The organism is Blastococcus sp. SYSU DS0510 (assembly GCF_054050835.1).
In genome coordinates this window covers 114,870-139,867 of sequence record NZ_JBJHAC010000006.1, presented here as the reverse complement: position 1 = coordinate 139,867, position 24,998 = coordinate 114,870, and the positions used below count along the sequence as shown (strand labels likewise).

At 74.9% G+C, this 24,998-nt stretch carries 24 protein-coding genes; 8 read left to right on the top strand and 16 right to left on the bottom strand.

The genetic code is table 11. The features are described 5' to 3' along the window. Positions 1 to 3 precede the first annotated feature (3 nt). A complete protein-coding gene (locus ACI79P_RS07205) occupies positions 4 to 1,074 on the top strand; it encodes a threonine aldolase family protein (RefSeq protein WP_456580350.1) in 1,071 nt (356 codons plus the stop codon). Positions 1,075 to 1,099: 25 nt separating this feature from the next. Then, positions 1,100 to 2,302, top strand: coding sequence for a cysteine desulfurase-like protein (locus ACI79P_RS07200; RefSeq protein WP_456580349.1), 1,203 nt, complete (start codon positions 1,100 to 1,102; stop codon positions 2,300 to 2,302). Here ACI79P_RS07200 and ACI79P_RS07195 read toward each other — a convergent pair. Continuing rightward, the gene (locus ACI79P_RS07195) at positions 2,299 to 2,877 is read right to left on the bottom strand and encodes a gamma carbonic anhydrase family protein (RefSeq protein ID WP_456580348.1); all 579 of its coding nucleotides are present in this window, start codon (positions 2,875 to 2,877) and stop codon (positions 2,299 to 2,301) included. The genes ACI79P_RS07200 and ACI79P_RS07195 overlap by 4 nt on opposite strands. Positions 2,878 to 2,940: 63 nt before the next feature. On the opposite strand from ACI79P_RS07195, the gene ACI79P_RS07190 reads away from it, so the two are divergent. Further along, on the top strand, positions 2,941 to 3,978 hold the full coding sequence (locus ACI79P_RS07190) for a 5-methyltetrahydropteroyltriglutamate--homocysteine methyltransferase (protein ID WP_456580347.1): 1,038 nt from the start codon (positions 2,941 to 2,943) through the stop codon (positions 3,976 to 3,978). A gap of 68 nt (positions 3,979 to 4,046) precedes the next feature. Here the strand turns inward: ACI79P_RS07190 and gdhA are convergent, their stop codons facing one another. The 6 genes from gdhA to ACI79P_RS07160 all read right to left on the bottom strand — a co-directional run bounded on the left by gdhA (position 4,047) and on the right by ACI79P_RS07160 (position 10,727). Next, positions 4,047 to 5,396 carry an NADP-specific glutamate dehydrogenase gene (gene gdhA, locus ACI79P_RS07185; protein ID WP_456580346.1) on the bottom strand — a complete coding sequence of 450 codons (1,350 nt, stop codon included), beginning with the start codon at positions 5,394 to 5,396 and terminating at the stop codon, positions 4,047 to 4,049. Positions 5,397 to 5,504: 108 nt separating this feature from the next. After that, complete coding sequence (locus ACI79P_RS07180; RefSeq protein WP_456580345.1) at positions 5,505 to 6,533, bottom strand: C40 family peptidase; 1,029 nt, start codon at positions 6,531 to 6,533, stop codon at positions 5,505 to 5,507. Positions 6,534 to 6,706: 173 nt separating this feature from the next. Beyond that, positions 6,707 to 7,198 carry a hypothetical protein gene (locus tag ACI79P_RS07175; protein ID WP_456580344.1) on the bottom strand — a complete coding sequence of 164 codons (492 nt, stop codon included), beginning with the start codon at positions 7,196 to 7,198 and terminating at the stop codon, positions 6,707 to 6,709. A gap of 97 nt (positions 7,199 to 7,295) precedes the next feature. Beyond that, the gene (locus ACI79P_RS07170; RefSeq protein ID WP_456580343.1) at positions 7,296 to 7,598 is read right to left on the bottom strand and encodes a hypothetical protein; all 303 of its coding nucleotides are present in this window, start codon (positions 7,596 to 7,598) and stop codon (positions 7,296 to 7,298) included. Positions 7,599 to 7,830: 232 nt separating this feature from the next. Beyond that, positions 7,831 to 9,216: a metallopeptidase TldD-related protein gene (locus ACI79P_RS07165; RefSeq protein ID WP_456580342.1), complete on the bottom strand. Its 1,386-nt coding sequence runs from the start codon at positions 9,214 to 9,216 to the stop codon at positions 7,831 to 7,833. Then, entirely contained in the window at positions 9,213 to 10,727 is a 1,515-nt protein-coding gene (locus tag ACI79P_RS07160; RefSeq protein ID WP_456580341.1) for a TldD/PmbA family protein, read from the bottom strand. The genes ACI79P_RS07165 and ACI79P_RS07160 overlap by 4 nt, the downstream gene beginning before the upstream one ends. A 61-nt stretch (positions 10,728 to 10,788) precedes the next feature. Here ACI79P_RS07160 and ACI79P_RS07155 point away from each other — a divergent pair, with 61 nt between their 5' ends. After that, a complete protein-coding gene (locus tag ACI79P_RS07155; RefSeq protein WP_456580340.1) occupies positions 10,789 to 11,592 on the top strand; it encodes an MBL fold metallo-hydrolase in 804 nt (267 codons plus the stop codon). Between the two features lie 227 nt (positions 11,593 to 11,819). Here ACI79P_RS07155 and ACI79P_RS07150 read toward each other — a convergent pair whose 3' ends face one another. The 3 genes from ACI79P_RS07150 to ACI79P_RS07140 all read right to left on the bottom strand — a co-directional run bounded on the left by ACI79P_RS07150 (position 11,820) and on the right by ACI79P_RS07140 (position 14,085). Next, on the bottom strand, positions 11,820 to 12,302 hold the full coding sequence (locus ACI79P_RS07150; RefSeq protein ID WP_456580339.1) for an SRPBCC family protein: 483 nt from the start codon (positions 12,300 to 12,302) through the stop codon (positions 11,820 to 11,822). Next, positions 12,299 to 12,655, bottom strand: coding sequence for an ArsR/SmtB family transcription factor (locus tag ACI79P_RS07145; protein WP_456580338.1), 357 nt, complete (start codon positions 12,653 to 12,655; stop codon positions 12,299 to 12,301). Before ACI79P_RS07145 ends, ACI79P_RS07150 begins: the two co-directional genes overlap by 4 nt. 131 nt (positions 12,656 to 12,786) lie before the next feature. Continuing rightward, positions 12,787 to 14,085 (bottom strand): amidohydrolase family protein, encoded by a 1,299-nt coding sequence (locus ACI79P_RS07140; protein WP_456580337.1) that lies wholly within the window; start codon positions 14,083 to 14,085, stop codon positions 12,787 to 12,789. 71 nt (positions 14,086 to 14,156) lie between these two features. Here ACI79P_RS07140 and ACI79P_RS07135 point away from each other — a divergent pair, with 71 nt between their 5' ends. From ACI79P_RS07135 to ACI79P_RS07125, 3 genes are read left to right on the top strand one after another with little or no spacing between them, the layout of a single operon-like run. Next, a complete protein-coding gene (locus tag ACI79P_RS07135; RefSeq protein ID WP_456580336.1) occupies positions 14,157 to 14,852 on the top strand; it encodes a DedA family protein in 696 nt (231 codons plus the stop codon). An 8-nt stretch (positions 14,853 to 14,860) separates the two neighbouring features. Further along, positions 14,861 to 15,532, top strand: coding sequence for an HAD-IA family hydrolase (locus ACI79P_RS07130; RefSeq protein WP_456580335.1), 672 nt, complete (start codon positions 14,861 to 14,863; stop codon positions 15,530 to 15,532). Beyond that, positions 15,529 to 16,152, top strand: coding sequence for an alpha/beta hydrolase family protein (locus ACI79P_RS07125; protein ID WP_456580334.1), 624 nt, complete (start codon positions 15,529 to 15,531; stop codon positions 16,150 to 16,152). The genes ACI79P_RS07130 and ACI79P_RS07125 overlap by 4 nt, the downstream gene beginning before the upstream one ends. Positions 16,153 to 16,161: 9 nt before the next feature. On the opposite strand, the gene ACI79P_RS07120 is transcribed toward ACI79P_RS07125, so the two are convergent. The 5 genes from ACI79P_RS07120 to ACI79P_RS07100 all read right to left on the bottom strand — a co-directional run bounded on the left by ACI79P_RS07120 (position 16,162) and on the right by ACI79P_RS07100 (position 22,931). Next, positions 16,162 to 17,772, bottom strand: coding sequence for a DUF222 domain-containing protein (locus ACI79P_RS07120; protein ID WP_456580333.1), 1,611 nt, complete (start codon positions 17,770 to 17,772; stop codon positions 16,162 to 16,164). A gap of 124 nt (positions 17,773 to 17,896) precedes the next feature. After that, positions 17,897 to 18,964 carry an SRPBCC domain-containing protein gene (locus ACI79P_RS07115; protein ID WP_456580332.1) on the bottom strand — a complete coding sequence of 356 codons (1,068 nt, stop codon included), beginning with the start codon at positions 18,962 to 18,964 and terminating at the stop codon, positions 17,897 to 17,899. 84 nt (positions 18,965 to 19,048) lie between these two features. Continuing rightward, positions 19,049 to 19,906, bottom strand: coding sequence for an FAD binding domain-containing protein (locus tag ACI79P_RS07110; protein WP_456580331.1), 858 nt, complete (start codon positions 19,904 to 19,906; stop codon positions 19,049 to 19,051). Further along, the gene (locus ACI79P_RS07105) at positions 19,903 to 22,398 is read right to left on the bottom strand and encodes a xanthine dehydrogenase family protein molybdopterin-binding subunit (protein ID WP_456580330.1); all 2,496 of its coding nucleotides are present in this window, start codon (positions 22,396 to 22,398) and stop codon (positions 19,903 to 19,905) included. The genes ACI79P_RS07110 and ACI79P_RS07105 overlap by 4 nt, the downstream gene beginning before the upstream one ends. Next, complete coding sequence (locus ACI79P_RS07100) at positions 22,395 to 22,931, bottom strand: (2Fe-2S)-binding protein (protein ID WP_456580329.1); 537 nt, start codon at positions 22,929 to 22,931, stop codon at positions 22,395 to 22,397. Before ACI79P_RS07100 ends, ACI79P_RS07105 begins: the two co-directional genes overlap by 4 nt. Before the next feature lie 181 nt (positions 22,932 to 23,112). Here ACI79P_RS07100 and ACI79P_RS07095 point away from each other — a divergent pair, with 181 nt between their 5' ends. Continuing rightward, positions 23,113 to 23,697 carry a DinB family protein gene (locus ACI79P_RS07095; RefSeq protein WP_456580328.1) on the top strand — a complete coding sequence of 195 codons (585 nt, stop codon included), beginning with the start codon at positions 23,113 to 23,115 and terminating at the stop codon, positions 23,695 to 23,697. A 6-nt stretch (positions 23,698 to 23,703) separates the two neighbouring features. On the opposite strand, the gene ACI79P_RS07090 is transcribed toward ACI79P_RS07095, so the two are convergent. Further along, positions 23,704 to 24,960: an MFS transporter gene (locus tag ACI79P_RS07090; protein ID WP_456580327.1), complete on the bottom strand. Its 1,257-nt coding sequence runs from the start codon at positions 24,958 to 24,960 to the stop codon at positions 23,704 to 23,706. Positions 24,961 to 24,998 lie beyond the last annotated feature (38 nt).

Below are 24,998 nucleotides of genomic sequence, written 5' to 3'. Positions count from 1 at the left end.
CAGGTGGACGACGACCTCCTCGCCCTGCGCGATCCCTGCACCCGCGCGCTGACGGGGCACGGCGACTGGCGCCCGGCCGACCTGCTGGCCACGGTCCCGCCCGGCACCGCACCCGACCGGTACGGCGACGGCGGCGTCGTGGCGGAGCTGGAAGCGGAGGTCGCCGGGCTGCTCCGCCTCCCGGCGTCGGTGTACCTGCCCAGCGGCGTCATGGCCCAGCAGGCGGCGCTGCGGGTGCACGCCGAGCGGCGCAGCCGGCGCACCGTCGTCTGCCACCCCGAGAGCCACCTGATCCGGCACGAGGAGCAGGCGTTCGAGCGGCTGCACGGCATGGTCCTGCGCCCGGCGGGCAACCGGTACAGGCTGCTCTTGCGGGCTGACCTCGACGCCGTCGCGGAGCAGCCTGCCGCGCTGCTGGTGGAGCTGCCGCAGCGCGACCTCGGCGGCCCGCTGCCCGCGTGGGACGACCTGGTCGCGCAGGTGGCCTGGGCCCGGGAGCGCGGCGCCGCCGCCCACCTCGACGGCGCCCGGCTGTGGGAGGCCTCGGCCGGGTACGACCGCACGCCGGCCGAGATCGCCGGGCTGTTCGACACCGTCTACGTCAGCTTCTACAAGGGCATCGGCGCGCTGGCCGGCTGCTGCCTGGCCGGCCCGGCCGACGTGGTGGCCGAGGTCCGCGAGTGGCGGCGCCGGCTCGGCGGCACGCTCTTCGGTCTCTGGCCGGGCGCGGCGTCGGCGCTGGCCTGCCTGCGCCGGCGGCTGCCGCTGATGCCCGCCTACCTGGCGCGCGCCCGCGAGGTGGCCGACGCCGTGCGCGACCTCCCCGGGATCACCGTCGTCCCCGACCGGCCGCAGACGCCGATGCTGCACCTGCTGCTGCGCACCACCCCGGAGGCGTTCACGGCGGCCGCCCGCCGGCTCGCCGCCGAGCAGGCCCTGTGGACCTGGCCGCAGGCCGCGGTCACCGGCGACCCCGGCGTCGTGCGGGTCGAGCTCGCGGTCGGCGACGCGACGCTGGCGCTCCCCGTCGAGGAGGCGCGGACCGCCGTCGCCGCCCTGGCGGGGGACGCCTGACGGGCGGCGGCTAGCGTCGGTGACCATGGGCTTCGACGTCGCCGCGCTCCGCGCCTGCTTCCCGTCGCTGGCGAGCGGCACCGCGCACTTCGACGGCCCCGGCGGCACCCAGGTGCCCGAGGCGGTGGGCCGTGCGGTGGCCGCGACGTTGACCGCGCCGATCAGCAACCGCGGCTCGGTGACCGCCGCCGAGCGGCTCGCCGACGAGACGGTGCTCGGCGCGCGCTCGGCGATGGCCGACCTGCTCGGGGTCGACCCCGGCGGCGTCGTCTTCGGCCGCAGCGCCACCGCGCTCACGTTCGACCTGGCCCGCACGCTCGCCGCCGGCTGGGGCCCCGGCGACGAGGTGGTGGTCACCCGGCTCGACCACGACGCCAACATCCGGCCGTGGGTGGTGGCGGCCGAGGCGGTGGGCGCGACGGTGCGGTGGGCGGCGTTCGACCCGGCCACCGGCGAGCTGACCGCCGACGACGTCGCCGCCGTGCTCGGCGACCGCACGCGGCTGGTCGCGGTGACCGGTGCCTCCAACCTGATCGGCACCCGGCCGCCGATCGAGGAGATCGCCGCGCGGGTGCACGCGGCGGGCGCCCTGCTCGTCGTCGACGGCGTGCACCTCACCGCCCACGCGCCGGTCGACGTCCCCGCGCTCGGCGCCGACGTCTTCCTCTGCTCGCCGTACAAGTTCCTCGGCCCGCACTGCGGCGTGCTCGCCGCGGACCCGGCGCTGCTGACGACGCTGCGCCCGGCCAAGCTGCTGCCGAGCTCGGACGCCGTCCCCGAGCGCTACGAGCTCGGCACCCTGCCCTACGAGCTGCTGGCCGGCACCACCGCGGCGGTGGAGTTCCTCGCCGCCCTCGGGGACGGCGGGACCCGCCGGGAGCGGCTCGTCGCGGCGATGACCGCCGTCGAGGAGCACGAGGACCGGCTGCGCGAGCGGCTGGAGGCCGGCGTGGCGGAGCTGCCCGGGGTGCGGGTGTGGTCCCGGGCTGCGCACCGCACGCCGACGCTGCTGCTGACCTTCGAGGGGCGGGACGCAGCCGAGGCCTACCGCTTCCTCGCCGCGCGGGGCGTGAACGCCCCGGCGGGCTCCTTCTACGCGATCGAGGCCAGCCGGTGGCTCGGGCTCGGCGACACCGGTGGCCTGCGGGTGGGCCTGGCCCCCTACAGCGACACCGACGACGTCGACCGCCTGCTGGCCGGCCTGCGGGAGTGGCTGGCCGCCCGCTAGGAGAGCGCGTCCCCGGGCACCATGCCGGCCGGCGGCAGGGGCCGGCGCACGACGGGCCGCACCTTGCGCGCCTCCGGCAGCCGCTCGGAGTAGGCGGCCGCGTTGCCGCGGATGTGCAGCAGGTCGTCGTCGGTGGCCTCGCGCACCACCTTCGCCGGGACGCCGGCGATCACCGAGCGCGGGGGGAACTGCTTGCCCTGCGTGACCACGGCCCCGGCGGCGACGATCGAGCCGGTGCCGATGTGCGCCCCGTTCATCACGACGCTGCCCATGCCGACCAGGACTTCGTCGTCGATCCGCGCGCCGTGCAGCACGACACGGTGCCCGACCGTCACGTCGCGGCCCACCACCAGCGGGAAGCCGGGGTCGGAGTGCAGCGTGCACCCGTCCTGGACGTTGGAGCCGGCCCCGATGTCGATGGTCTCCTGGTCGGCCCGGGCCACGGCGCCGTACCAGATGCTCGCGCGTGGGCCCATGGTGACCGCCCCCACCACCACGGCGGTCGGGGCCACGAATGCCTCGTCGTCGATCCTCGGGGCCCCGAAGGGCAGTTCCGCGATGTAGTTGTCCGCCACGCCCCCAGCACAGCACACGTGCGCACCACGCGCACCGACCTCGGCCCCGGCAGACTCAGCGGCATGTCCGCCGCACCCCTGCCCCCGCTGCCCACCTCGATCGTCGGCAGCCTCCCCCAGCCGCACTGGCTCATCGACCGCGACCGCCTCGCCCACCAGTTCCCGCCCCGGGTGCGGGCCGCGGAGCTGTGGCGCATCCCGGCGGAGTTGCTCCCCGGGGCGCAGGACGACGCGACCCTCCTCGCGATCCGCTCGCAGGAGGAGGCGGGGCTGGACATCCTCACCGACGGCGAGATCCGGCGGGAGTCCTACTCCAACCACTTCGCGACGGCGCTCAACGGCGTCGACGTCGACCACCCGGGCAGCATCCTCAACCGCTCGGGCAAGCCGATCCCGGTGCCGCGCGTGGTCGGCGACATCGGCCGCCCGGGCCCGATCCAGGCCGACGACGTCCGGTTCCTGCGGGCGCACACCGACCGGACCGTCAAGATCACGGTCCCCGGCCCGTTCACCATGGCGCAGCAGGCGCAGGACGAGCACTACGGCGACGGCCGCGCGCTGGCGCTGGCGTACGCCGACGTCGTCCGGGCGGAGATCGCCGACCTGTTCGCCGCCGGCGCCGACATCGTGCAGATCGACGAACCGTGGCTGCAGGCCCGGCCCGAGGTGGCCCGCCAGTACGGCGCGGAGGCGGTCAGCCGCGCGGTGGAGGGCGCCCCGGGGCCGGTCCACCTGCACCTGTGCTTCGGCTACGCGGCGATGGTGTCCGAGCGGCCCGAGGGCTACTCGTTCCTGCCGGAGCTGGCCGACACCCCGGTGGACACGGTGGCGGTGGAGACCGCGCAGTCCCACCTCGACCCGGCCACGCTGCGCCCGCTCCGGGGCAAGGGCATCGCGCTCGGCGTCCTCGACCTCTCCACCGAGGAGGTGGAGACGCCGGAGACGGTGGCCGGCCGGGTGCGGCGCGCGCTGGACGACGTCGACATCGACCGGCTCGTGCTCACCAGCGACTGCGGGCTGAAGTACCTGTCCCGCGAGTCCGCGGCGGGCAAGATGCGCTCCCTCGCGCTCGCCGCCGAGATCGTCCGCGCAGAACTGTAGGGGCTGGAACGGCCCCCTCGCAGGGGCCCGCCGCGAGCCTGCGAGCGGCGGGGGGCGAGGGGGTCCTTCTAGATGAGGCCGTGCGCGTGCACCGCCTCGGCCACCTGCAGGAAGCCCGCGACGTTCGCCCCGAGCACCAGGTCGCCCGGTGAGCCGTACTCCTCGGCGGTCTCGTGGCAGCGGGTGTGGATGTCGCGCATGATCTCGGCCAGCCGGGACTCGCTGTGCTCGAAGGTCCAGCGGTCGCGCGAGGCGTTCTGCTGCATCTCGAGCGCGGAGGTGGCCACGCCGCCGGCGTTGGCGGCCTTGCCGGGTGCGAAGGCGATCCCCGCCTCACGGAGGACCTTCACCGCCGACGGGGTGGCGGGCATGTTCGCCCCCTCCACCACGTAGCGGCAGCCGTTGCGGGCGAGCACCTCGGCGGCGTCGCCGTCGAGCTCGTTCTGCGTGGCGCTGGGGATCGCCACCTCGCAGGGGACGTCCCAGATGCTGCCGTCGGGCACGAAGCTCGCCGAGTCGCGGCGCTCGGCGTAGTCGGAGATCCGGCCCCGCTCGACCTCCTTGACCTGCTTGAGCAGGTCGAGGTCGATGCCCTTCTCGTCGACGACGTAGCCGCTGGAGTCCGAGCAGGCGACGACGGTGCCGCCGAGCTGGTGCACCTTCTCGATGCCGTAGACGGCGACGTTGCCCGAGCCGCTGACCACGACCCGCGCGCCGTCGAAGGTCTGGCCGCGCGCCGCCATCATCGCCTCGGCGAAGAAGGCCGCGCCGTAGCCGGTGGCCTCCGTGCGGACCAGCGCGCCGCCCCAGCCCAGGCCCTTGCCGGTGAGGACGCCGGACTCGTACCGGTTGGTGATCCGCTTGTACTGGCCGAACAGGTAGCCGATCTCGCGGGCGCCGACGCCGATGTCGCCGGCGGGCACGTCGGTGTACTCGCCCAGGTGCCGGTAGAGCTCGGTCATGAACGACTGGCAGAACCGCATGATCTCGGCGTCCGAGCGACCCTTCGGATCGAAGTCGGAGCCGCCCTTGCCGCCGCCGATGGGCATGCCGGTGAGCGCGTTCTTGAAGATCTGCTCGAACCCGAGGAACTTGACGATGCCCAGGTTCACCGACGGGTGGAAGCGCAGCCCGCCCTTGTAGGGGCCCAGCGCGGAGTTGAACTCCACCCGGAAGCCACGGTTGATCCACACCTCGCCGCGGTCGTCCTGCCACGGCACCCGGAAGATGATCTGCCGCTCCGGCTCGCAGATCCGCTCGACTGTCTTCATCTCGGTGTACTCGCCGTGCCGGTCGAGGACGACGGCGAGGGACTCCAGGACCTCGCGGACGGCCTGGTGGAACTCCGTCTCACCGGGATTGCGCCGCAGCACCTCGTCGTAGATGCCGCGGACCCGCTCCGGAACCTCGCCGCTCACCTGGTGCCCCTCTCCCGCCGGTCACTGCTGCCCCGCAACGTACGTCGGGCGGGGACGGACCGCGGAACGGGGTCGTGCGGACCGGGCTCCGGGTGGCCGGCGGGCGGGTCAGCCGGTGGGGCGGACGCCGAACCGGAAGCCGCCCTGGTCGACCGAGGTGACCGACAGCGGGGTGCCGTAGGTGCGGGCGTGCACGATCATCCCGTTGCCGATGTAGAGGGCGACGTGGCTGATCGGCGAGTAGTAGAAGACCAGGTCGCCGGGCTGGAGCTCGCCGCGCGAGAGCTGCGGACCGATCGTGGACTGGCCGCTGCTGGTGCGCGGGAGCGCGATGCCGGCGGCGGCGTAGGCGTAGGAGGTGAGGCCGGAGCAGTCGAAGGCGCTGGGGCCGGTGGCGCCGGAGCGGTAGGGGGAGCCGACCTTCGACAGCGCCACCTGGATCGCGGTCGCGGCCGCACTGCCCGCCGCGACCGGCAGCTCCGCGACCGTCGGCGTCGACAGCCTCGGGCCGGCCACGATGGTGGAGACGCGCTCCTGCTCGGCGGCCGAGAGCCGGTCGTAGTCCGACTGGTACTCGGCGGCCCGCCGCTCGACCTCGGCCTGCTGGGCCTGCAGCTCGGCCAGCCCCGCCTGCGCGGTCGCGGTGGCGGCATCGGCGGCGGCCTGCGCCTGTTCCGCGGCGGCGCGGGCCGCGGCGACCTGCGCGATGACCTCGTTGGTGTGCGTGGCGATCATGTCCAGCGTCGTCATCTGCTGGACGAGCTCGTCGGCCGAGGCGCTGGTGAGGAAGGCGGCGACGCGCGACTGGGTCGTGCTGGTGAAGCTGCTCTGCACGATGGCGCGGATCTGCGGCTCGTGGACGATGAGCGCCTCGCGGGCGGCCTGCGCCTGGTCGGCGGCCGCGGCGGCTGCCTGCTGCTGGCCGGCGACGATCTCCTCCGCCTCGTGCACCTGGGCCTCGATCACGGTGAGCTGCTGGGCGGCCTCCGCCATCAGCGACGCCGCCTCGGCCACCGAGCCGGGCTCGGCGTGGGCCGTCGTCGCGGGGAGGACCGCCGTCGCCGCCGCCAGCACCGCGGCGCCGACCGCCAGGACGGCACGCGAGCGGCGTCGGGTGGTCGTGCGCTGCGCGTGCACCCTGGCCTCCGATCAGCTGCGCCGGGCCCGGGGAAGGGGCCGCAACCATGCGCGTCAGCACGGACCGTAGGGAGGTCGTCTCGAGAAGTAGTCGGGGGCGCGCGGGCGGACGACCGCGGGTTCGCCCCAGGCGTCACACCGGTCACGGGAGGCGCCCACCGCCACGGGGTCGGTCAGCGGCGGCGGGGACCGGCCGCGGTGCCGTCGGGGAGGCGGTCGGGCGCAAGGGGGATCAGTCGGTCGGCGACGGCCCCGGTGACGAGGGAGTACACGGTCTTGTGGGCGACGTCGACGACCTGGTCGCGGCGGGACCAGGTCCAGGGCGGGGCGCCGACGCCGGTGGCGTTCTCCAGCGTCTGGTCGGTGGCCAGCCGGATGGAGGCGTGCCAGACCGATGCGCGGACGCCGCGCAGACCGCTGGCGGCCCAGATGCCGCGGAGCGCGCCGACGGCGGCCCCGGTCCCCCAGTGCATGAGGTGGTTGCGGACCGGCGGGCGGGCCGAGCCCGGCAGCCGCCGTCCGGTCGCGAGCGCCGTCATCGTGCGGGCCGGCACGTAGCTGTCCGGCCGGTGCGTCACCGCCTGCTCGGCCTTCTCGCCGAGCGTCATCACGGCGACACCGGCCAGGCCGGCGAGAGCGCCCCGAAGGGCAGCGCGTCCCAACATGGGCCGGCACTACCCCGCAGGTGACGCTGTGGAACGGCCGCCGTGCAGGGTCCCGCCACGAGCGTGCGAGTGGCGGGGGGCACGGGGGGTCCTTCGATCAGCCGGCGAGGGGCTCCTGCACCTCGAGGACGTCGAGGGCCCGGAAGTCGCGCAGGATGCCCGAGAGCTCCTCGGAGGTCCACGGCTCGCAGCAGTCGCAGCCGCCGTCGCGGAAGCTGACCAGGCCGATGGAGCCACCGGCCTGGTCCTCGGCGATCGCGAGGTGGCCGGCCGACGGGTGGCGGTGGCAGGTGCAGGCGGCGGCGCAGAGGCCCAGGCCCCAGCCGGAGATGACGACGGTGTGCCCGTCGTCGCGGACCTTGCCCACCTGGAAGACGGACGGCTTGCGACTCCTGGTCACGGAGTCCTCCCCTCGACAGCCCCGTGGGAGCGGGGCTCGCGTGCGGTACCCGGTGTTCGAGCTACGAGAGGTTTCGGCAGGACCCGCTCCGGGGTAAAGCCTTCCGCTCGCTCATGTACCGCAACCGAGAGTAGTTCGACGCACACGAATCGTCGCCGTCAGTTTCCGCCAGGCTGCGCGAGATCGACTTGGCGGAACTGTGACGGAACGGCCCCGACCCGCCCGGGCGCCCTCAGCTGGCGGGGCTGACGCTGCTCATGTTGAAGTCCGGCACCCGCAGCGCCGGCATCGCGGTGCGGGTGAACCAGTCGTTCCACTCCCGCGGCAGCGTGCGCTCGGTGCGGCCCGCCTGCACGGCCCGGCCGAGCAGGTCGACCGGGGACTCGTTGAACCGGAAGTTGTTCACCGCGCCGGTCACCTCGCCGTCCTCCACCAGGAAGACCCCGTCGCGGGTGAGCCCGGTGAGCAGCAGGGTCTGCGGGTCCACCTCGCGGATGTACCAGAGGGTCGTCAGCAGCAGGCCCCGGTCGGTCGCGGCCACCATCTCGGCCTGGGTGGCCGTGGCGGTGCGGTCCTCGAGGATCAGGTTGTCGACGGCGGCGGTGGCCGGCGCGGTGGTCTTCAGCGCCCACGACCGCGGCCGGACCAGGTTGCTCAGGACTCCCTCGGAGATCCAGTCGACCGCCGGCGTCGCCATCCCGTTGTCGAAGACCGAGGCGGCGCCGGAGGAGCCCCCCACCACCTGGAACGGCGAGGCCTCCAGGCCCGGGGCGTGCGGATCGCTGCGCAACGTCAGCGGCAGCGTCGCGAGCCGCTCGCCGATGCGGGTGCCGCCGCCGGTCCGGGCGAAGACGTTGCGGCCCTCGTCGGCGTCCCGCGCCTCCATCGTCCAGTAGAGGTAGATCATCAGGTCGGCGACGGCCGAGGGCGGCAGCAGGGTCTCGTACCGGCCCGCCGGCAGGTCCACGCGCCGCTGCGACCAGGCCAGCTTCTGCCGCACGTCCGCGGCGAGGTCGGGCACCGAGACGTCGGTGAAGTCGCGGGTGCCGGTGCCCGCCCACACCGAACGGCCGAAGTCCGGCGTCTTGCCGTTGAGCTCCACCCGGCCCGTGGGCTGGTCGTGGCGGAGGCGCAGCCCCGTGGAGCTGCCGAGGTACGTGGAACGCATCGAGTGCTCGGCGAAGCCGAAGAGCAGCTCGCCGCGGTCGCGGGCCTCGCCGAAGGCCTGGCCGAGCGCCGGGGCGAACTCCGAGAACACCTCGATCGAGGTCTCCGCGGGCTCGGCGTCCCAGTCGCCGGCCCCGGGCGGGGTGTCGGCGATCAGCGGCATCGCGTCCTCGGCCGGGCCCGCGTCGCGTGCGGCCTGCTCACTGGCGGCCACGAGACCCGCGACGTCCGGCGTCCCCGAGCGGCTCACGGTGCCCGCGGCCATGCCGGCGCCGCCGTCGACGAAGGAGATGACGACGACCTGGCGCGAGCGCATGGCACCGTTGGTGGTCAGGCTGTTGGCGGCCCAGCGCAGGTTCGCCTCGGACCCCTCGACGACGAACGTGATCTGCCCGTCGGCGGTCGAGGCGGCCAGCGCCCGCTCGACGATCTGCTGCGGGGTCGTGGTCATCGCCCGGCCTCCTCGACGGTGTTGAGGATGGTGACGCCCTCGAACAGGGCGGTGGGGCAGCCGTGGCTGACCGCCGCGGTCTGGCCGGGCTGCGCCTTGCCGCAGTTGAACGCGCCACCCAGGACGTAGGTCTGCGGGCCGCCGACGACCCGCATCGAGCCCCAGAAGTCCGTCGTCGTCGCCTGGTAGGCGACGTCGCGCACCTGCCCGGCAAGCCGGCCGCTGTCGATCCGGTAGAACCGCTGGCCGGTGAACTGGAAGTTGTAGCGCTGCATGTCGATCGACCAGCTCTTGTCGCCGACGACGTAGATGCCGCGCTCGACGCCGCCGATGATCTCCTGGGTGCTCGGCCCGTCGGGGGCCGGCTGCAGGGACACGTTGGCCATGCGCTGCACCGGGACGTGGCCGGGCGAGTCGGCGTAGGCGCAGCCGTTGGACCGCTCCATGCCCTGCAGCCGGGCCATGTTCCGATCCACCTGGTAGCCCACGAGGACGCCGTCCTTCACGATGTCCCACTGCTGGCCGGCGACGCCCTCGTCGTCCCAGCCCACGGTCGAGAGCCCGTGCAGGGCGGTGCGGTCGCCGGTGACGTCCATCAGCGGTGAGCCGTACCGGAGGCTGCCCAGCTGGTCAGGGGTGGCGAAGGAGGTGCCCGCGTACGCCGCCTCGTAGCCCAGCGCCCGGTCCAGCTCGGTGGCGTGCCCGATCGACTCGTGGATGGTCAGCCACAGGTTGGACGGGTCGACGACGAGGTCGTACCGGCCCGCCTGCACCGAGGGCGCCTTGGTCTTCTCGCGCAGCAGCTCGGGGAGCTCCGCGAGCTCCGCCTGCCAGTCCCAGCCGGTGCCGGTGAGGTACTCCCACCCGCGGCCGGCCGGCGGGGCGAGGGTGCGCATGCTCTCGAACGACCCGGTGGCGCGGTCGACGGCGAGCGCCGTGAGGTCGGGGTTGAGGCGCACCCGCTGCTGCCGGGTGCGGGTGCCCGCGGTGTCGGCGTAGTACTTCTGCTCCTTGACCAGCATGCAGGTGGCCTGCACGTGCTCGACGCCGTCGGCGGCCAGCAGCTGCTCGGACAGCCCGGTGAGCAGCGCCGTCTTCTCGGCGTCCGGCACGGTGAACGGGTCGACGTCGTAGGCGGAGACGTACTCGGCGTCGCGGTACACGGGCTCCGGCGCCAGCTCCACGCGGTCGGAGTTGAGGGCGGCGGCCACCCGGGCCACGGCGACGGCCTCCTCGGCCAGGCGCACCGCCTCGGCCGCGGTGAGGACGACGCCGGCCGCGAACCCCCAGGTGCCCTCGAAGACGACCCGGACGGCCAGCCCCAGGTCCTCGCCGTCGGTGAAGGCCTCGGGCCGGGCGTCGCGCAGGCTGATCGTCTGGGTGCGGATGCGCTCCACCCGCAGGTCGGCGTGCGAGCAGCCGAGGTCGACCGCGCGGGTCAGCGCGGCGTCGGTCAGCGCGGACAGCGGCAGCGCGAGGAAGGTCTCGTCGATCGTGCGGGTTCCTGGCACGTCGCCTGTCTACCAGCGCGCGGGCAGGCGTGACGCGGAGTGCCCGGGGTAAGCGCCGCGCATGGACGGCGCTGCGGACGACGTGACCATGACCTTCGGCGGCAACGCGACGATGCTGCTGCGCGTCGGGGGTTTCACGCTGCTCACCGACCCGAACTTCCTGCACCGCGGCCAGCGGGCACACCTGGGCTACGGGCTCCGCAGCAAGCGGCTGACCGACCCGGCCCTGCTCCCGGCCCAGCTGCCCGAGCTGGACGGCATCCTGCTCTCGCACATGCACGGCGACCACTGGGACCGGATCGCCACGCGGACGCTGGCGAAGGAGACGCCGGTCGTCACGACGCCGGAGGCCTCGAAGTGCCTGGCCGACCGCGGCTTCACCGGCACCGCCGACCTACGACCGTGGCAGACGCACACCTTCGCTCGCGAGGGCGAGGAGCTGCGGGTGACCTCGGTGCCGGGCGTGCACGGCCCGGGACCGCTGGCCCGGGCGCTCCCCCAGGTCATGGGCAGCGTGCTGGAGCTGGTGCGCGACGGCGCGGTGAGCTGGCGCGGCTACATCAGCGGCGACACCCTCTTCCGGCCGTTCCTGGGCGAGGTGCTGGAGCGCTGCGGCCCGCTCGACGTCGTCATCCCGCACCTGGGCGGCACGAAGGTGCTGGGGCTGACGGTGACCATGGACGGCCGGCAGGGCGCGGACCTGGTGGAGCTGCTGAAGCCGCCGGTCACCGTGCCGGTGCACTACGACGACTACGCGGTCTTCGCCTCGCCGCTGGGCGACTTCGTGGCCGAGGTCGCCCGCCGGCGCCTGCCCGGCACGGTCCGGCCGGCCCACCGGGGCGAGACGATCAGCCTGCGCGCGTGAGCGGCGACACCTGGGACCTGCTCGTCGTCGGAGGCGGCACGGCGGGGATCGACCGGGCCCGCACCGACGGGGCGACCGAGGGCTTCACCACCCTGGTCCTCGACGGGGAGCAGCGGGTCGTCGGCGCCACGGTCGTCGGGCCCAGGGCCAGCGAGACGCTCGGCGAGCCGGCCGGCCCGGGCCGTCCTGGGCGCGGCGGTCGGGGTGCGGCGCTGGTGGCTCGACCGTCAGCGGGCGAGCAACTCGTCCAGCTTCTCGTAGCCCTCGTTCACGCCGACCTCCATCCCGCTGGCGACGAAGGCGTCGCGGCCCTCGAACGAGTCGACCAGCGAGGTCGAGGTGAGCCGGGTGCGCCCGCCGCCGAGGTCCTCGAAGACGAGCCGCTCCAGGGCGACGTCGTCCGGCATGCCCTCGAAGGCGAAGGTCTGGACGATGACCTCGCCCGGGCGCACCTCGTGGAAGACCCCGTTGAACGCGTAGTCCTCCCCGTCCTGCGCCATGACGTAGCGGTAGGAGCCGCCGGTGCGGCAGTCGTACCGGTCGATCCGCACCTGCATGCCCCGTGGCCCGGTCCACCGGGCGAACAGCTCGGGGTCGACGTGCGCCCGGAACACCTTCTCGGGCGGGGCGTCGAACTCGCGGGTGATGCGGACGAGCGGGACCTGCGGGTCGAGGACGATCTCGGTCTCGCGGTGGGCGGTGCTGGTCATGACGGGGTTCCTTCCTGGGGTGGGGTGGCGGGCGAGTCCGGCATCGCGCGCAGGACGTCGTCCAACCGGCGGTAGCGCTCCTCGGCCTGGCGCCGGTAGCGCTCGATCCACGTCGTCATGAGGTCGAAGACCTCTGCCTCGAGGTGCACCGGGCGGCGCTGGGCCTCCCGGCTCCGGCTCACCAGGCCGGCGTCCTCCAGCACCTTGAGGTGCTTGGAGACGGCCTGGACGGTCACGTCGTAGGGCGCGGCGAGCTCGTTGACCGTGGCGTCGCCGACCGCGAGCCGCGCCACGATGTCCCGCCGGGTGGGGTCGGCCAGCGCCGAGAACACCCGGGAGAGCGGATCCGCCACCACAGCACTCCTCTTCTTCAACCTCTCGGTTGAGGAAGACCGTAGACCGTGGCGCACGCGTGGTCAACCGTCTGGTTGAACAGGGGGTCCGCGTGGACCGACGACGCCCTGCGGGCTCCGGCCGGCTGAGGTCAGCGCGCGGCGAGCCGGGCGGCCCGCTCGGCGACGTCGCTGCGCAGGGCGTCCACGTCGACCGTCGTGGAGGCGCCGTCCCGCACGGCGGGGCGACCGCCCACCCAGACGTCGCGCACGTGCCGCCCGGCGCCGGACCACACCAGGTGGGCCAGCACGTCCGCGGGGTCGCCGACCGGCTCGAACACCAGGTCGCGGGTGTCGACGTGCACCAGGTCGGCCCGTCGCCCGGCGGAGAGCTGCCCCAGGTCCGGGCGTCCCAGCGCAGCGGCGGCGCCGCCGGTGGCCAGCCAGAACGCCTCCCCGGCGGTCAGCGCGGTCGCCGACCGCTCGCGCAGCCGCGCCATCCCGGCGGCCAGCCGCAGGTCGGCGAAGAGGTCGAGCGAGTCGTTGGACGCCGGGCCGTCGGTGCCCAGGCCCACGCGGAGGCCCAGGTCGAGCATCGGGCGCACCGGCGCGACCCCGCTGGCGAGCTTGGCGTTGCTGGCCGGGCAGTGGGCGACGGCGACGTCGAACTCCCGCCACAGGTCCAGGTCGCCGTCGTCCAGGTGCACGCAGTGCGCGGCGAGCACCCGCCCGCCCAGGACGTCGTAGGAGGCGAGCAGGGCCGGCACCGACAGGCCGTGCGCCGCGAGCAGGTCGGCGCCCTCGGCCGCGGTCTCGGCCACGTGCAAGTGCAGCAGCAGGTCGTGCTCGCGGGCGGCCCGTGCGGCGTCGGCGAGCACCGGCAGCGGGACGGTGTAGGCCGCGTGCGGCCCGATGCCGTACTCGACCGTCCCGTCCGCGGGGGCGCTCCGCGCCAGGGCGACGGCGGCGTCGAGCTGCTCGGCCACGGGTGGCATGCCGGGCAGGGGCAGCAGCGGCGTGGCGATCACCGCCCGGGCGCCGGTCGTGGTGACGGCGGCGGCGATCCGCTCGGGGTGGAAGTACATCTCGACGCTGGTGGTGATGCCGTTGCCCAGCATCTCCGCCGACGCCGCGGTCATGGCGACCTCGACGTCCTCGGGCGTGAGGCGGGCCTCGCGCGGCCACATGACCTCCTGCAGCCAGCGGTCGAGCGGCAGCCCCTCGCCCTGGCCCCGGAACAGCACCATCGCGGCGTGCGAGTGCGCGTTGACCAACCCCGGGGTGAGGACGCCGGGCAGCGCGACGACCTCCGCGTCGCCGGGCGGCGGCGCCTCCGCGGCGGGGCCGGCCCAGGTGATCGAACCGTCCACGGCGTCGAGCACGCCGTCCCGGATCACCGTCCCCGCTCGGTCGCCGACGACGAGGGCCCGGGCGGTGAAACGCTGCCGCATGGTCCCCGAACCTAGCCGCGCCCCGGCCGGGGGGCGCGGCGGCGGAACCGGTCGCCTCTACCGTGGAACCCATGTCGTCGCTCGCCGCTGCATCCTCCGACGAGGGCGGCATCACCGGATTCCTGCTCGAACTCGTGGAGGCCCTCGGCCCGGTGGGCGTGGGTCTGGCCATCCTGCTGGAGACCGTGGTCCCGCCGATCCCCAGCGAGGTGGTGCTCGGCCTGGCCGGGGTGCTCATCCGCGGCGGCGAGATGGCCCTCGTCCCGGTCGTGGTGTTCGCCACCCTCGGGTCGATCGTGGGCGCGGTCTTCTTCTACTACATCGGGAAGGCGCTGGGGCCCCGCCGTTCGCATGCCTTCCTCGACCGGCTGCCGCTGGTCGAGACCGCCGACGTCGACCGCACCTTCGAGTGGTTCGAGCGACACGGGCGCGCGGCGGTCTTCTTCGGCCGGATGGTGCCGATCGTGCGCAGCTTCATCTCCGTGCCCGCGGGTGTGGTGCGGATGCCGCTCGGCCAGTTCGTCCTCTACTCCGCCGCGGGCAGCCTCATCTGGAACAGCGTGCTCATCGGCCTGGGCGTGGCCCTCGGTGACGTGGTCTACGAGTACCTCGAGTACTTCGACTACCTGATCTACACAGCCGCCGCGCTGGGGATCGGGTGGCTGGTCTGGAAGCGCGCCATGGACGTCCGCCACCACCGCCAGGCCCGGACCGGCTCGGACGGCCGGGATCTGGCCGGCGAGGACCCCGGGCGCCCGGCAGCATGACGCCGCCCGTGACCCGTTCCCGGCCCGACGTGGTCGCCTTCGACGTCAACGAGACGCTGCTGGACCTCGCGCCGGTCCGCGCCGCCCTGGTGGAGCTCGGGGAGGCGGGGTCGCTCCTGGGCACCGTCTTCGCCCGCACGCTGCTCACCGGCTTCGCGGCGGCCGCCGTCGGCTCGTGGTGCCGGTTCCGGGACGCCTTCGACGCCGCGCTGGCGCAGGAGACCGGGCTGTCGGCCGACCAGCGCGCGGGCGTGGCCGATGCCTTCGGCGAGCTGTCCCCGCACCCCGACGTCGAGCCCGCGCTGCGCCGGCTCACCGAGGCCGGGGTCCGGGTGGTCACCCTGTCGCACGGCTCGCCCGGCGTCGCGGAGGCGGCCCTGGAGCGGGGCGGGATCACGCCGCTGGTGGAGCGCAGCATGACGAGCGAGACGATCCGCGCCTGGAAGCCGGCCCGCGAGGTGTACCTGTGGGCGGCGGGCGTCTGCGACGTGGCCCCGGAGCGGATGGCGCTCGTGGCCGCGCACGGCTGGGACGTGCTCGGCGCGCGGCGGGCCGGCCTCACCGGGGCGTGGTTCCCGCGGAGCGAGCGGGTGTTCCCGGCGGTGTACGGCGAGCCCGACGTGACCGGCCGCGACCTCGCCGGCGCGGTCGACGGCCTGCTGGCGCTCCCGCCGCGGTGACCGCGCTCGACATCGGGACGCCGCACGGTCCGGCCCGCGCCCACCTCTCCGACGGGGGCTCCCGCGGGACGCTGCTGCTGGGGCACGGCGCCGGGGGTGGGGTGGAGTCGGCGGACCTGCAGGCGGTGGCCCGCGACGCGGCCGAGGGCGGGTGGCGCGTGCTGCTCGTCGAGCAGCCGTGGCGGGTGGCGGGCAGGAGGATCGCCCCCGCGCCGGCCCGCCTGGACGAGGGCTGGCGGGCGGTCGTGGCCCACCTGGCGGGCGCCGGGCACCTGGCCGGTCCCCTCGTCGTCGGAGGGCGCAGCGCCGGGGCGCGCGTGGCCTGCCGCACCGCGGCGCAGGTCGGCGCGGACGGCGTGCTGACGCTGGCGTTCCCGCTGCACCCGCCGGGGCGGCCGGAGAAGAGCCGGGCGGCGGAGCTCACCGGGGTGACACTGCCCGTGGTCGCGGTGCAGGGCGAGACCGACGCCTTCGGGACGCCGGCCCAGGTCGCCGCCGTGCTCGCCGGCCGGGCCAACGCGTCGGTCTACGCGGTGCCGGGCGACCACGCGCTGAAGAAGAACCCGGACCTCGTCGGCGCGGCCGCCGCCGCCTGGCTCACCGAGGTGCTCCCCGCCTGACCGGTCGGGTCAGAAGGGTGGGTCGACCTCCGGTTCGAGCTCCGGCTCCGGGTCCGGGCCGGGGTCCGGGTCTGGTGGTGGTCCGGGTCGCTGGGTCAGGACGCGGTGGCCGGGTGGTCGGGTGGTGCGGGTGACCCCGCTGGGGGTGGTGACGGTGAGCACGCCGTCCTCGGTCATGGTGTGCTGCCAGCCGGGGGCGAAGGTCTTGAGCCGGTGGTGGCGGCGGCACAGGCAGCACAGGTTGTGGCAGGTGGTCTGGCCGCCGTCGGCGTGGGGGAGGACGTGGTCCAGGTCGGCCCAGCCGGCGGGCACGGTGCAGCCGGGGTGGCGGCAGGTGCGGTCGCGGACCCGCAGGAACCGCTGCTGGGCGGCCGAGGGCCGGTAGCGGTCGACCGCCGGCGGCGGGCCCAGCAGCGGGCAGCCGCAGGCGGTGTCGGGGTGGTCGGGGTCGGTGGGGTGGTCGGGGCAGCCGTTTCGGGCGAGCCGGGCCAGTTCCGCCCGGCCGGTGACGGCCAGCAGCTTGCCGGTGGCGTCGGTGATGGCGATGTCCAGGCTGCCGCCGGGCGGGGCCTGCAGGGTGCAGGCGTCGAGCTGGGTGAGCAGTTCGCGCAGGTGCGTAGCGGTGATCGGCTCACCGTCCACCTCGCCGATCGGAGCCGGTCCGCCCGGCGGGGTGCCAGCGGCCACGAAAGCGGACGGCAGTGGCGCGCCGGCGGCGAGGAAGCGGGCGGGGGTGAGCGCGGACAGTGGGGCGATCACGGTCAGCTGCGCGGTCACCGCCGGGGCGTCCTGCCAGGGGCGCAGCAGCAGATCGGCCAGGGCGCCGGCGCGCAGCATGCCGATCGGCCGCTCGTCCCCGGCCTCCTTCGCCGCCCGGGCGTGCGCGTCCACCGCCGCCCGGCAGGCCCGGGCGTCGGGATGCGGGAGCAGAGCGCGCAGCTCGCTCATCCCGTCCCCGACCGGGCGCACCGACACGTCCGCGCCGCGCCGGCGGACCTCCCGCCGCCGGTCGGCCGCGGCGGCGTCGCGGGCCACCAGCTCCGCGCGCATGGCCTCGCGCAGCCGGCCCAGCCCCAGCCCGGTGGCGCCGGGCAGCACCGCGGCCTCCGCCGCGGCGATCACCGCCGGATCGGTGTCGACCCCGGCCGCGGCGACCTCCGCGGCGATCGCCCGGGCCCGGGACCAGTCCAGCAGCCCCAGCCGCAGCCGGGCGAAGGTGGCCGGCAGCCGGGCGGTGAGCACCTCGGCGTGCTCCAGCAGGGTCACCGCCGCCGCCCGACTGCAGTTGTGCACCGCCGCCAGCTCATCGGGCACGAACTCACTCACACCCGCCGGCCCCACCGCTCCGGCCCGCTCCCCGCCGGGCAGCGGATCGGCCGGGGCCGGGCGGGCCGCCGCCAGGTCCATCACCAGCTCCACCCGCAGCGCCGCCAGCCGCGCCTCGGCGGCCACGATCTGCCCCAGCAGCTCCGCGACCTCCCCGGCGCTGCGGCGGGCGGGCAGCCACGCCGACAGCGGCTCGTCGAACCGCCGCGGCTCCGGATCGGCGAGCTCCCACTCGGATGGGAACGGGTCCACCGGTGACACCGTCACCCCGACCGCGAACCCGACCACCGACATACCCGCAGGCTAAGCCGGCGGTACGACACTTTCCGCAGGTCAGATCGGTGCAGGGACCCACCAGGCCACCGACTCGCCGCCCGCTCCGGCCGCAGCCCCGGAGCAGGTGACGGATCGGTCCGGCTCAGCGCCGGCGGCGGCGCCTGACCACGAGGGCGACGACCAGGACCAGCGCGGCGACCCCCGCGGCGGGCCCGGCGTAGCGGGTCAGCGCCGCCCCACCGGCCACCTCGAGCAGGTCGATGGGCTCGGGCTCGGACTGGGCCGGACGTGAGCGCTCGGCCGGGCCGCTGCCGGGCACGCTGCGCAGCGGCGCCCCGGTCGAGGGCCGGCCGGGAGGCGCGGTGTTGGCGTTCGGCGGCGCGCTGGGCGCCTTGCCGGCAGGCGCGGTGTCGGCGGCCTTCTCCGCCGTCACCTTGGCCGCGGTCTCCTTGGCCGGGGGCTCCGTGGTCGCCGTCTCCTTACCGGAGGCGGCCTTCGCCGGGGCGGCCTTCTTCGCCGGAGCCGACTTGGTGGGGGCGGCCTTCTTCTCCGGGGCGGCGCCGGCCGACTCGCTGACCTTGTCGGTCGCCGACGCGGCGGCCTTCTTGGTGGCGGCCGCCGCCTTCTTGGCTGCCGTCCCCTCGCCGGCGGCCTGCTCCGCCGAGGCGGCGACCTCCTCGACGACCCCGGTGGCCGTCGCGGCCGCCTTCGTCGCGGGCCCGGCGGCCGCCGCGGCGGCCGCGCGGTCGGCGTCGCCCTGCGCGTCACCCTCGCCGAGCTGCGCGGCGAGCTTGTCGGCGAACTGGCCGAGCAGCTTGTTGCCGACGTCGGTCATCACCCCGCGCCCGAACTGCGCCGGACGGCCGGTGATGTTCAGGTCGGTGAGGACGTCGACCCGCGTGACGGATCCCTCGGCGCGGAGGTTGGCGGTGACCGTGGCCGCCGCCGTCCCGTTGCCCCGCTGGTCCTTCCCGCGCGCGTCGATGACCGCCCGGTGCGCCGCCTCGTCCTTCTCGATGAACGAGGCCTTGCCCTGGTAGGTCAGGTTGATCGGCCCGAGCTTGACCTTCACGCGCCCCGTGAAGTCGTCGCCGTCGACGGAGTCCAGGGCCGCGCCGGGCATGCACGGCGCGATCCGCTCGATGTCGAGCAGCACCCGCCAAGCCTCGTCGACGGGCACCGGGACGGTGAACGAGTTCTCCAGCTGCACGGGTGACCTCCTGGTGACGTCCTGGAACGGCCCCGTGCAGGGACCCAGCGCGAGCCTGGGGGTGCACGGGGGTCCTTCGACAAGCTACAGCCCGGCGGCGGCCGTCACCGCCCGGCGCGTGAGGACGGTCGCCAGGTGATGCCGGTAGTCCGCCTGGGCGTTGAGGTCGCTGCTGGGATCGGTGCCCTCGGCGGCGTGCGCGGCGGCCGCGGCGATCGCCTCGGGCGTCGCCTCCGCACCGGAGAGCGCCGCCTCCACCGCACCGGCGCGGAGCGGGGTCGGCCCCATGTTGGTCAGCCCGATCCGCGCCTCGGCGATGTGCCCGTCCTCCCGGCGCACCGCGGCGGCCACGGCGACGATCGACCAGGCCTGCGCGACCCGGTTGAACTTCTCGTACCGCATGCCCCACTGCCCGGCGAGCTTCGGCACCCGCACCTCCACCAGCAGCTCGCCCTCGTCGACGGCGGTGGTGAGGTAGTCGACGAAGAACTCGCTCGCGGGCACGGTGCGGCGGCCTCCGGCGCCGGCGATGACGAACTCGGCGTCGAGCGCGAGCGCCACCGCCGGCAGGTCACCGGCAGGGTCGGCGTGCACGAGCGCGCCGCCGAAGGTGCCCCGGTGGCGCACCTGCCGGTCGGCCACGGTGGCGGTGGCCTCGGCGATCAGCGGTGCGTGCTGCCCGATCAGCGGGTCGGCGAGGACGTCGGAGTGCGTGGTCATCGCGCCGATGACCAGCACGTCGCCCTCCTCCCGCACGCCGCGCAGCTCGGTGACCCGGCCCAGGTCGACGACCGTCTCCGGGGCGGCCAGCCGCAGCCGCATGACCGGGATGAGCGACTGCCCACCGGCGAGGACCTTCACGTCCTCGCCGCCGGAGGCGATCGCCTCCAGCGCCTCGTCGACCGTGGTCGGGCGGGCGTACTCGAACGGTGCGGGAATCATCGGTCCCCTCCCAGCGACGAAGCCTCGGTGGACACGCCGGCGGTGGTCTCGGTCTGCGCCCCGCCGTAGGCGTTGGTGCCGGCGGTGGCGCGATCCCCGCCGTCCCCTCCGGCATGGATGGCCCGCCAGACGCGCTCGGGCGTCAGCGGCATGCGGATGTCGGCGACCCCCAGGTGCCGGACGGCGTCCAGCGCGGCGTTGACCACCGCGGGCGTCGAGGCGATGCAGCCGGCCTCCCCCACGCCCTTGGCGCCGATCGGGTTGCCCGGCGCGGTGTGCACCGTGTTCCCGGTGTCGAAGTGCGGCAGGTCGGCGGCCGAGGGGACCAGGTAGTCGACGAAGGTGCCGGTGGTGAGGTTGCCGTCGGCGTCGTAGACGGCCTCCTCGTAGAGCGCCTGCGCGATGCCCTGGGCGAGCCCGCCGTGGACCTGCCCCTCGACGATCAGCGGGTTCACGATCGTGCCGACGTCGTCCACGCAGGCGTACTTGCGGATCTTCACGAACCCGGTCTCGGTGTCGACCTCCATGGCGCAGAGGTGCGTGCCGTGCGGGAAGGAGAAGTTCTCCGGGTCGAAGGTCGCCTCGGCGTCGATCGAGGGCTCGATCCCCTCCGGGTAGTCGTGCGCGGCGAAGATCGCCAGGGCGATCTCCTGGATGCCGAGCCCGGCGCCCGGGGTGCCCCGGACGGAGAACCGCCCGCCGCTGAACTCCAGGTCGTCCTCGCTGGCCTCGAGCAGGTGCGCGGCGATCTTCCGCGCCTTGGCGATCACCTTGTCCGCCGCCTTGACCACCGCGGAACCGCCGACGACCAGCGAGCGGGAGCCGTAGGTGTCCAGCCCGCGGGAGGCGATGGCGGTGTCGCCGTGCAGCACCTCGATGTCCTCGAACGGCACCCCCAGGGAGTCGGCGACGAGCTGGCTCCACGCCGTCTCGTGGCCCTGCCCGTGCGGCGTCGAGCCGGTGACGACCTCGACCTTGCCGGTGGGCAGCATGCGGATCGCGGCGTGCTCCCAGCCCCCGGCGCCGAAGGAGAGCGAGCCGAGCACCCGGGACGGCGCCAGCCCGCACATCTCGGTGAAGGTGGAGATCCCGATGCCCAGCTGGACGGGGTCGCCCGACTCGCGGCGCCGCTGCTGCTCGGCGCGCAGCTCGTCGTAGCCGAGCAGCTCCAGCGCCTGCTGGGTCGCGGTGTCGTAGTCACCGCTGTCGTAGGCGAGGCCGGCCACGGTGGTGAACGGGAACTCCTCGGCACGGATCCAGTTCTTCCGCCGCAGCTCCAGCGGGTCCATGCCCAGCTCGACGGCGAGTTCGTCCATGATCCGCTCGATGGCGAAGGTGGCCTCCGGGCGCCCGGCGCCGCGGTAGGCGTCGGTGGGCACCTTGTTGGTGAACACCCCGTCGCACTCGAAGCGGTAGGCCGGGAACTTGTAGATGCCGGGGTACATGAAGGCACCCAGCGCCGGGACGCCGGGCGTGATCAGCCGCAGGTAGGCGCCCATGTCGGCGAGCAGCCGCACCCGCAGGCCCTTGACGTTCCCCTCCCGGTCGGCGGCGATGTCCACGTACTGGATCTGGTCGCGGCCGTGGTGGGCGGTCATCAGCGACTCGCTGCGGGTCTCGGTCCACTTGACCGGCTTGCCGAGCCGGCGGGCGATCAGCAGGCAGAGGATCTCCTCCGGGTTCACCTGCAGCTTCCCGCCGAACCCGCCACCGACGTCCGGGGCCACGACCCGCAGCTTGTGCTCCGGGATGCCGGTGACCATCGCCGCCATGACCCGCAGGATGTGCGGGATCTGGGTCGCCGACCACATCGTGTAGTTGTCGCCCTGCGGCTGGACGACGACCGAGCGCGGCTCCATGAACGCCGGGATCAGCCGCTGCTGGATCAGCCGCCGGCTGACGACGACGTCGGCCTCGGCGAACGCCTGCTCGGTGTCCGCCCCCGTGCCCATCTCCCCGGCGTCGAAGACGAAGTGGTAGCTGGTGTTGGACTCGACGTGGTCGTGCACGCGGTCGGCGCCGTCCTTGACGGCCTCCTCCATGTCGAGCACCACCGGCAGCGGGTCGTAGTCGACGTCGACGAGCTCGACGGCGTCCTGGGCCGCGGCCTTGCTGCGGGCGACGATGACCGCCACCGCCTCGCCGACGTGGTTGACCTCGGTCACCGCGATGGAGGGGTGGCCCGGGTTGACCATCTCCGGCGTCACCGGCCAGGCGCAGGGCAGCGAGCCCTGCTCCTCGGCGAGGTCGGCACCGGTGTAGACGGCGACGATGCCCGGCGCCTCCCGGGCCGCGCTGACGTCGACGTTCGTGATCCGCGCGTGCGCGACGGGTGAGCGGACGACGGCCAGGTGCAGCATCCCCGGCAGGACCATGTTGTCGGTCCAGGTGGTGCGCCCGGTGATGAGTCGGGCGTCCTCCTTGCGCTTCCGCGCCTTGCCGATCTCGGGGGTGGTGGCGTCCGCGTCGGCGCGGTCCTCGACGGCGGTCATGCCTGACCCACCACGTGCGGCGCGGCGGCGGTGTCGACCTCGGCCGGCGCGACGGAGCCGTTGCCGGCCCCGCGCATCTCCCCGGCCGCGTGCTGCACGGCCCGGACGATGTTCTGGTAGCCGGTGCAGCGGCAGAGGTTGCCCTCGATGCCCTCGCGCACCTCGTCCTCGCTGGGGTCCGGGTTGTCCTGCAGCAGGTCGATCGAGGCCATGATCATGCCGGGGGTGCAGAAGCCGCACTGGAGCCCGTGCATCTCGTGGAACGCCTTCTGCACCGGGTGCAGCTCACCGTTGGCGGCGACGCCCTCGATGGTGGTGACCTCCGCGCCGTCGGCCTGGACCGCCAGCACGGTGCAGCTCTTCACGGCCTCGCCGTCCAGGTGCACGGTGCAGGCGCCGCAGTTGCTCGTGTCGCACCCGACCACGGTCCCGACCTTGCCGAGCTGCTCGCGCAGGTAGTGGACGAGCAGGGTCCGCGGTTCGACGTCGTCCTGGTAGGACGCCCCGTCCACCCGCACGCTGATCCGTGTCATCAGTCCTCCGCCTCGTTGCAGGGGTCGCTGCGCCCACGGTCGACCGCAGGCCCGGAGCGGAGTCTGACCCGAAAGCTGTGACTTAGGCCACGCTTACCTGCGCGATTTCTCCCCTGGAGCCCGGCGAAGGCGCTGGTGAGCGGGGTCCGGGCACGTTGCACGGCCGTTGCAGGCGGGTTCGTTGCGCTTGCTGGCAGCCCTCGTCCTGGTGCCCCGCCCCGCCGTGGGCGACCGTTCCCGGGTGCCGATCACCGCCCCGCCCCGCGGCTCCGCCGACGCCCTGGCCGCCCAGCAGCGCCGGGTCGCCGGGCTCCTGGCCGCCGCCCCCGCCGCGACGCTCACCACCCGCCGCCTGCCCGAGGCCGAGCGCGCGCGGCTGGTCGGCTGCGGCCACTTCCCCGCCTACGCCGCGGAGCTGGCCTGGACGCCGCACGAGGTGGCCGGCCACCTGCGCGACAGCGCCCTGGTGTTCACCGCCCGCATCGGCCGGCTGCGCGCCGAGGAGGACGCGCTGCTCCCCGACTTCGACCCGACCGAGGCCGACCGGGTGGCCGGGTACGCCGCCGTCGTCCCGGCGCGCATGCTGGCCGAGCTGCGGGACGCCCAGCGCGGCCTGCTCGCGGCGGTCCGGGGCGTGCCGGAGGTGGAGCGGGCGCGCACCGGCCGGCACACCACCGACGGGGCGCTGACGCTGGGCGACGTCCTGGACTTCCTCCCCGGCCACCAGCGGGACCACGCCGAGCAGCTCGCCGCCCTGCTGCGCTGAGCGGGGTCAGCGGACGCCGGCGGGCTCCGCCTGCGGGGCCGGCGCCGGGTCACCGACGGGGGCCACGCGCAGCTCGCGGCGGCGGAGCAGCGCCGACGCGGTGAGCGCCAGCAGCCCCAGCACGGCCAGCCCCGCCCCGACGACGCCGGGCGCCGTGTAGCCCAGGCCGGCGGCGATGACCAGGCCCCCCAGCCAGGCCCCCAGGGCGTTGGCGGCGTTGAGCGCCGAGTGGTTCAGCGCCGCCCCCAGCATCTGCGCCTCGCCGGCGACCTCCATCAGCCGGAGCTGCAGGCACACCACGAGCGTGGAGGCGCTGGCGGCCAGCAGGAAGACGATCGCGACGACCGTGACGGGGGTGCGGGCGGCGAGCGGCACCAGCGCCAGCAGGACACCGGTGACGACGTTCGCCCCGACCAGCGAGCGGAAGAGCGCGAGGTCGGCGAGCCGGCCGCCCACCGCCGTCCCGAGCACGCCGCCGACCCCGAACGCCAGCAGCACGAGGGGCACCGCGGCCCGGGGCATGCCCGTCACGTCGGTGACCAGCGGCGCGATGTAGCTGTAGACGGCGAACATGCCGCCGAAGCCGACGACGCCGACCAGCAGGGTGAGCAGCACCTGCGGGCGGCGCAGCGCGCCCAGCTCGCTGCGCACCGTGGCGGCGCGGTTGCCCGGCGCCGCGGGCACGACCAGCGCGGTCGCGGCGATGGTGAGCAGCGCGAGCACCGCGACCGCCCAGTAGGCCGTGCGCCAGCCGAACTGCTGGCCCAGCCAGGTCGCCGAGGGCACGCCCGCGACGTTGGCCAGCGCGAGGCCCAGCATCACCGAGCTCACCGCGCGCCCGCGCAGGTGCGGCGCCACCAGCGAGGCGGCCACCAGCGACGCGACGCCGAAGTAGGCCCCGTGCGGGAGCCCGGCCAGGAACCGCGAGGCCAGGAGGGACCCGTACCCCGGTGCCAGCGCGGTGAGCACGTTGCCCGCGATGAACGCGACCATGAGCCCGAGCAGGACCCCGCGGCGCGGCAGCGTCGTCGCGAGGGCAGCGATCACCGGCGCCCCGACGACGACGCCCAGCGCGTAGGCGGAGATGACGTGGCCGGCGGTGGGGATGTCGATGCCCACGCCCTCGGCCAGGTCCGGCAGCAGCCCCATGGTGACGAACTCGGTCGTGCCGATGGCGAACCCGCCGAGCCCCAGCGCGACCACCGCGGCGACCAACCGGCGGGTGGAGAGGGGAGGGCGGTCGGCGAGGGGCGGGGCGATCACTCCAGCTGCGAAGTCGTGAGCAGCCCTCAGCATTCCCA

Excerpts from the sequence above, each read along its gene's own strand:
- ACI79P_RS07200 (WP_456580349.1), top strand. The coding sequence starts at position 1,100 with ATGGGCTTCGACGTCGCCGCGCTCCGCGCCTGCTTCCCGTCGCTGGCG.
- ACI79P_RS07190 (WP_456580347.1), top strand. The coding sequence starts at position 2,941 with ATGTCCGCCGCACCCCTGCCCCCGCTGCCCACCTCGATCGTCGGCAGC.
- ACI79P_RS07175 (WP_456580344.1), bottom strand. The coding sequence starts at position 7,198 with ATGTTGGGACGCGCTGCCCTTCGGGGCGCTCTCGCCGGCCTGGCCGGT.
- ACI79P_RS07165 (WP_456580342.1), bottom strand. The coding sequence starts at position 9,216 with ATGACCACGACCCCGCAGCAGATCGTCGAGCGGGCGCTGGCCGCCTCG.
- ACI79P_RS07155 (WP_456580340.1), top strand. The coding sequence starts at position 10,789 with ATGGACGGCGCTGCGGACGACGTGACCATGACCTTCGGCGGCAACGCG.
- ACI79P_RS07150 (WP_456580339.1), bottom strand. The coding sequence starts at position 12,302 with ATGACCAGCACCGCCCACCGCGAGACCGAGATCGTCCTCGACCCGCAG.
- ACI79P_RS07140 (WP_456580337.1), bottom strand. The coding sequence starts at position 14,085 with ATGCGGCAGCGTTTCACCGCCCGGGCCCTCGTCGTCGGCGACCGAGCG.
- ACI79P_RS07135 (WP_456580336.1), top strand. The coding sequence starts at position 14,157 with ATGTCGTCGCTCGCCGCTGCATCCTCCGACGAGGGCGGCATCACCGGA.
- ACI79P_RS07120 (WP_456580333.1), bottom strand. The coding sequence starts at position 17,772 with ATGTCGGTGGTCGGGTTCGCGGTCGGGGTGACGGTGTCACCGGTGGAC.
- ACI79P_RS07110 (WP_456580331.1), bottom strand. The coding sequence starts at position 19,906 with ATGATTCCCGCACCGTTCGAGTACGCCCGCCCGACCACGGTCGACGAG.
- ACI79P_RS07105 (WP_456580330.1), bottom strand. The coding sequence starts at position 22,398 with ATGACCGCCGTCGAGGACCGCGCCGACGCGGACGCCACCACCCCCGAG.
- ACI79P_RS07100 (WP_456580329.1), bottom strand. The coding sequence starts at position 22,931 with ATGACACGGATCAGCGTGCGGGTGGACGGGGCGTCCTACCAGGACGAC.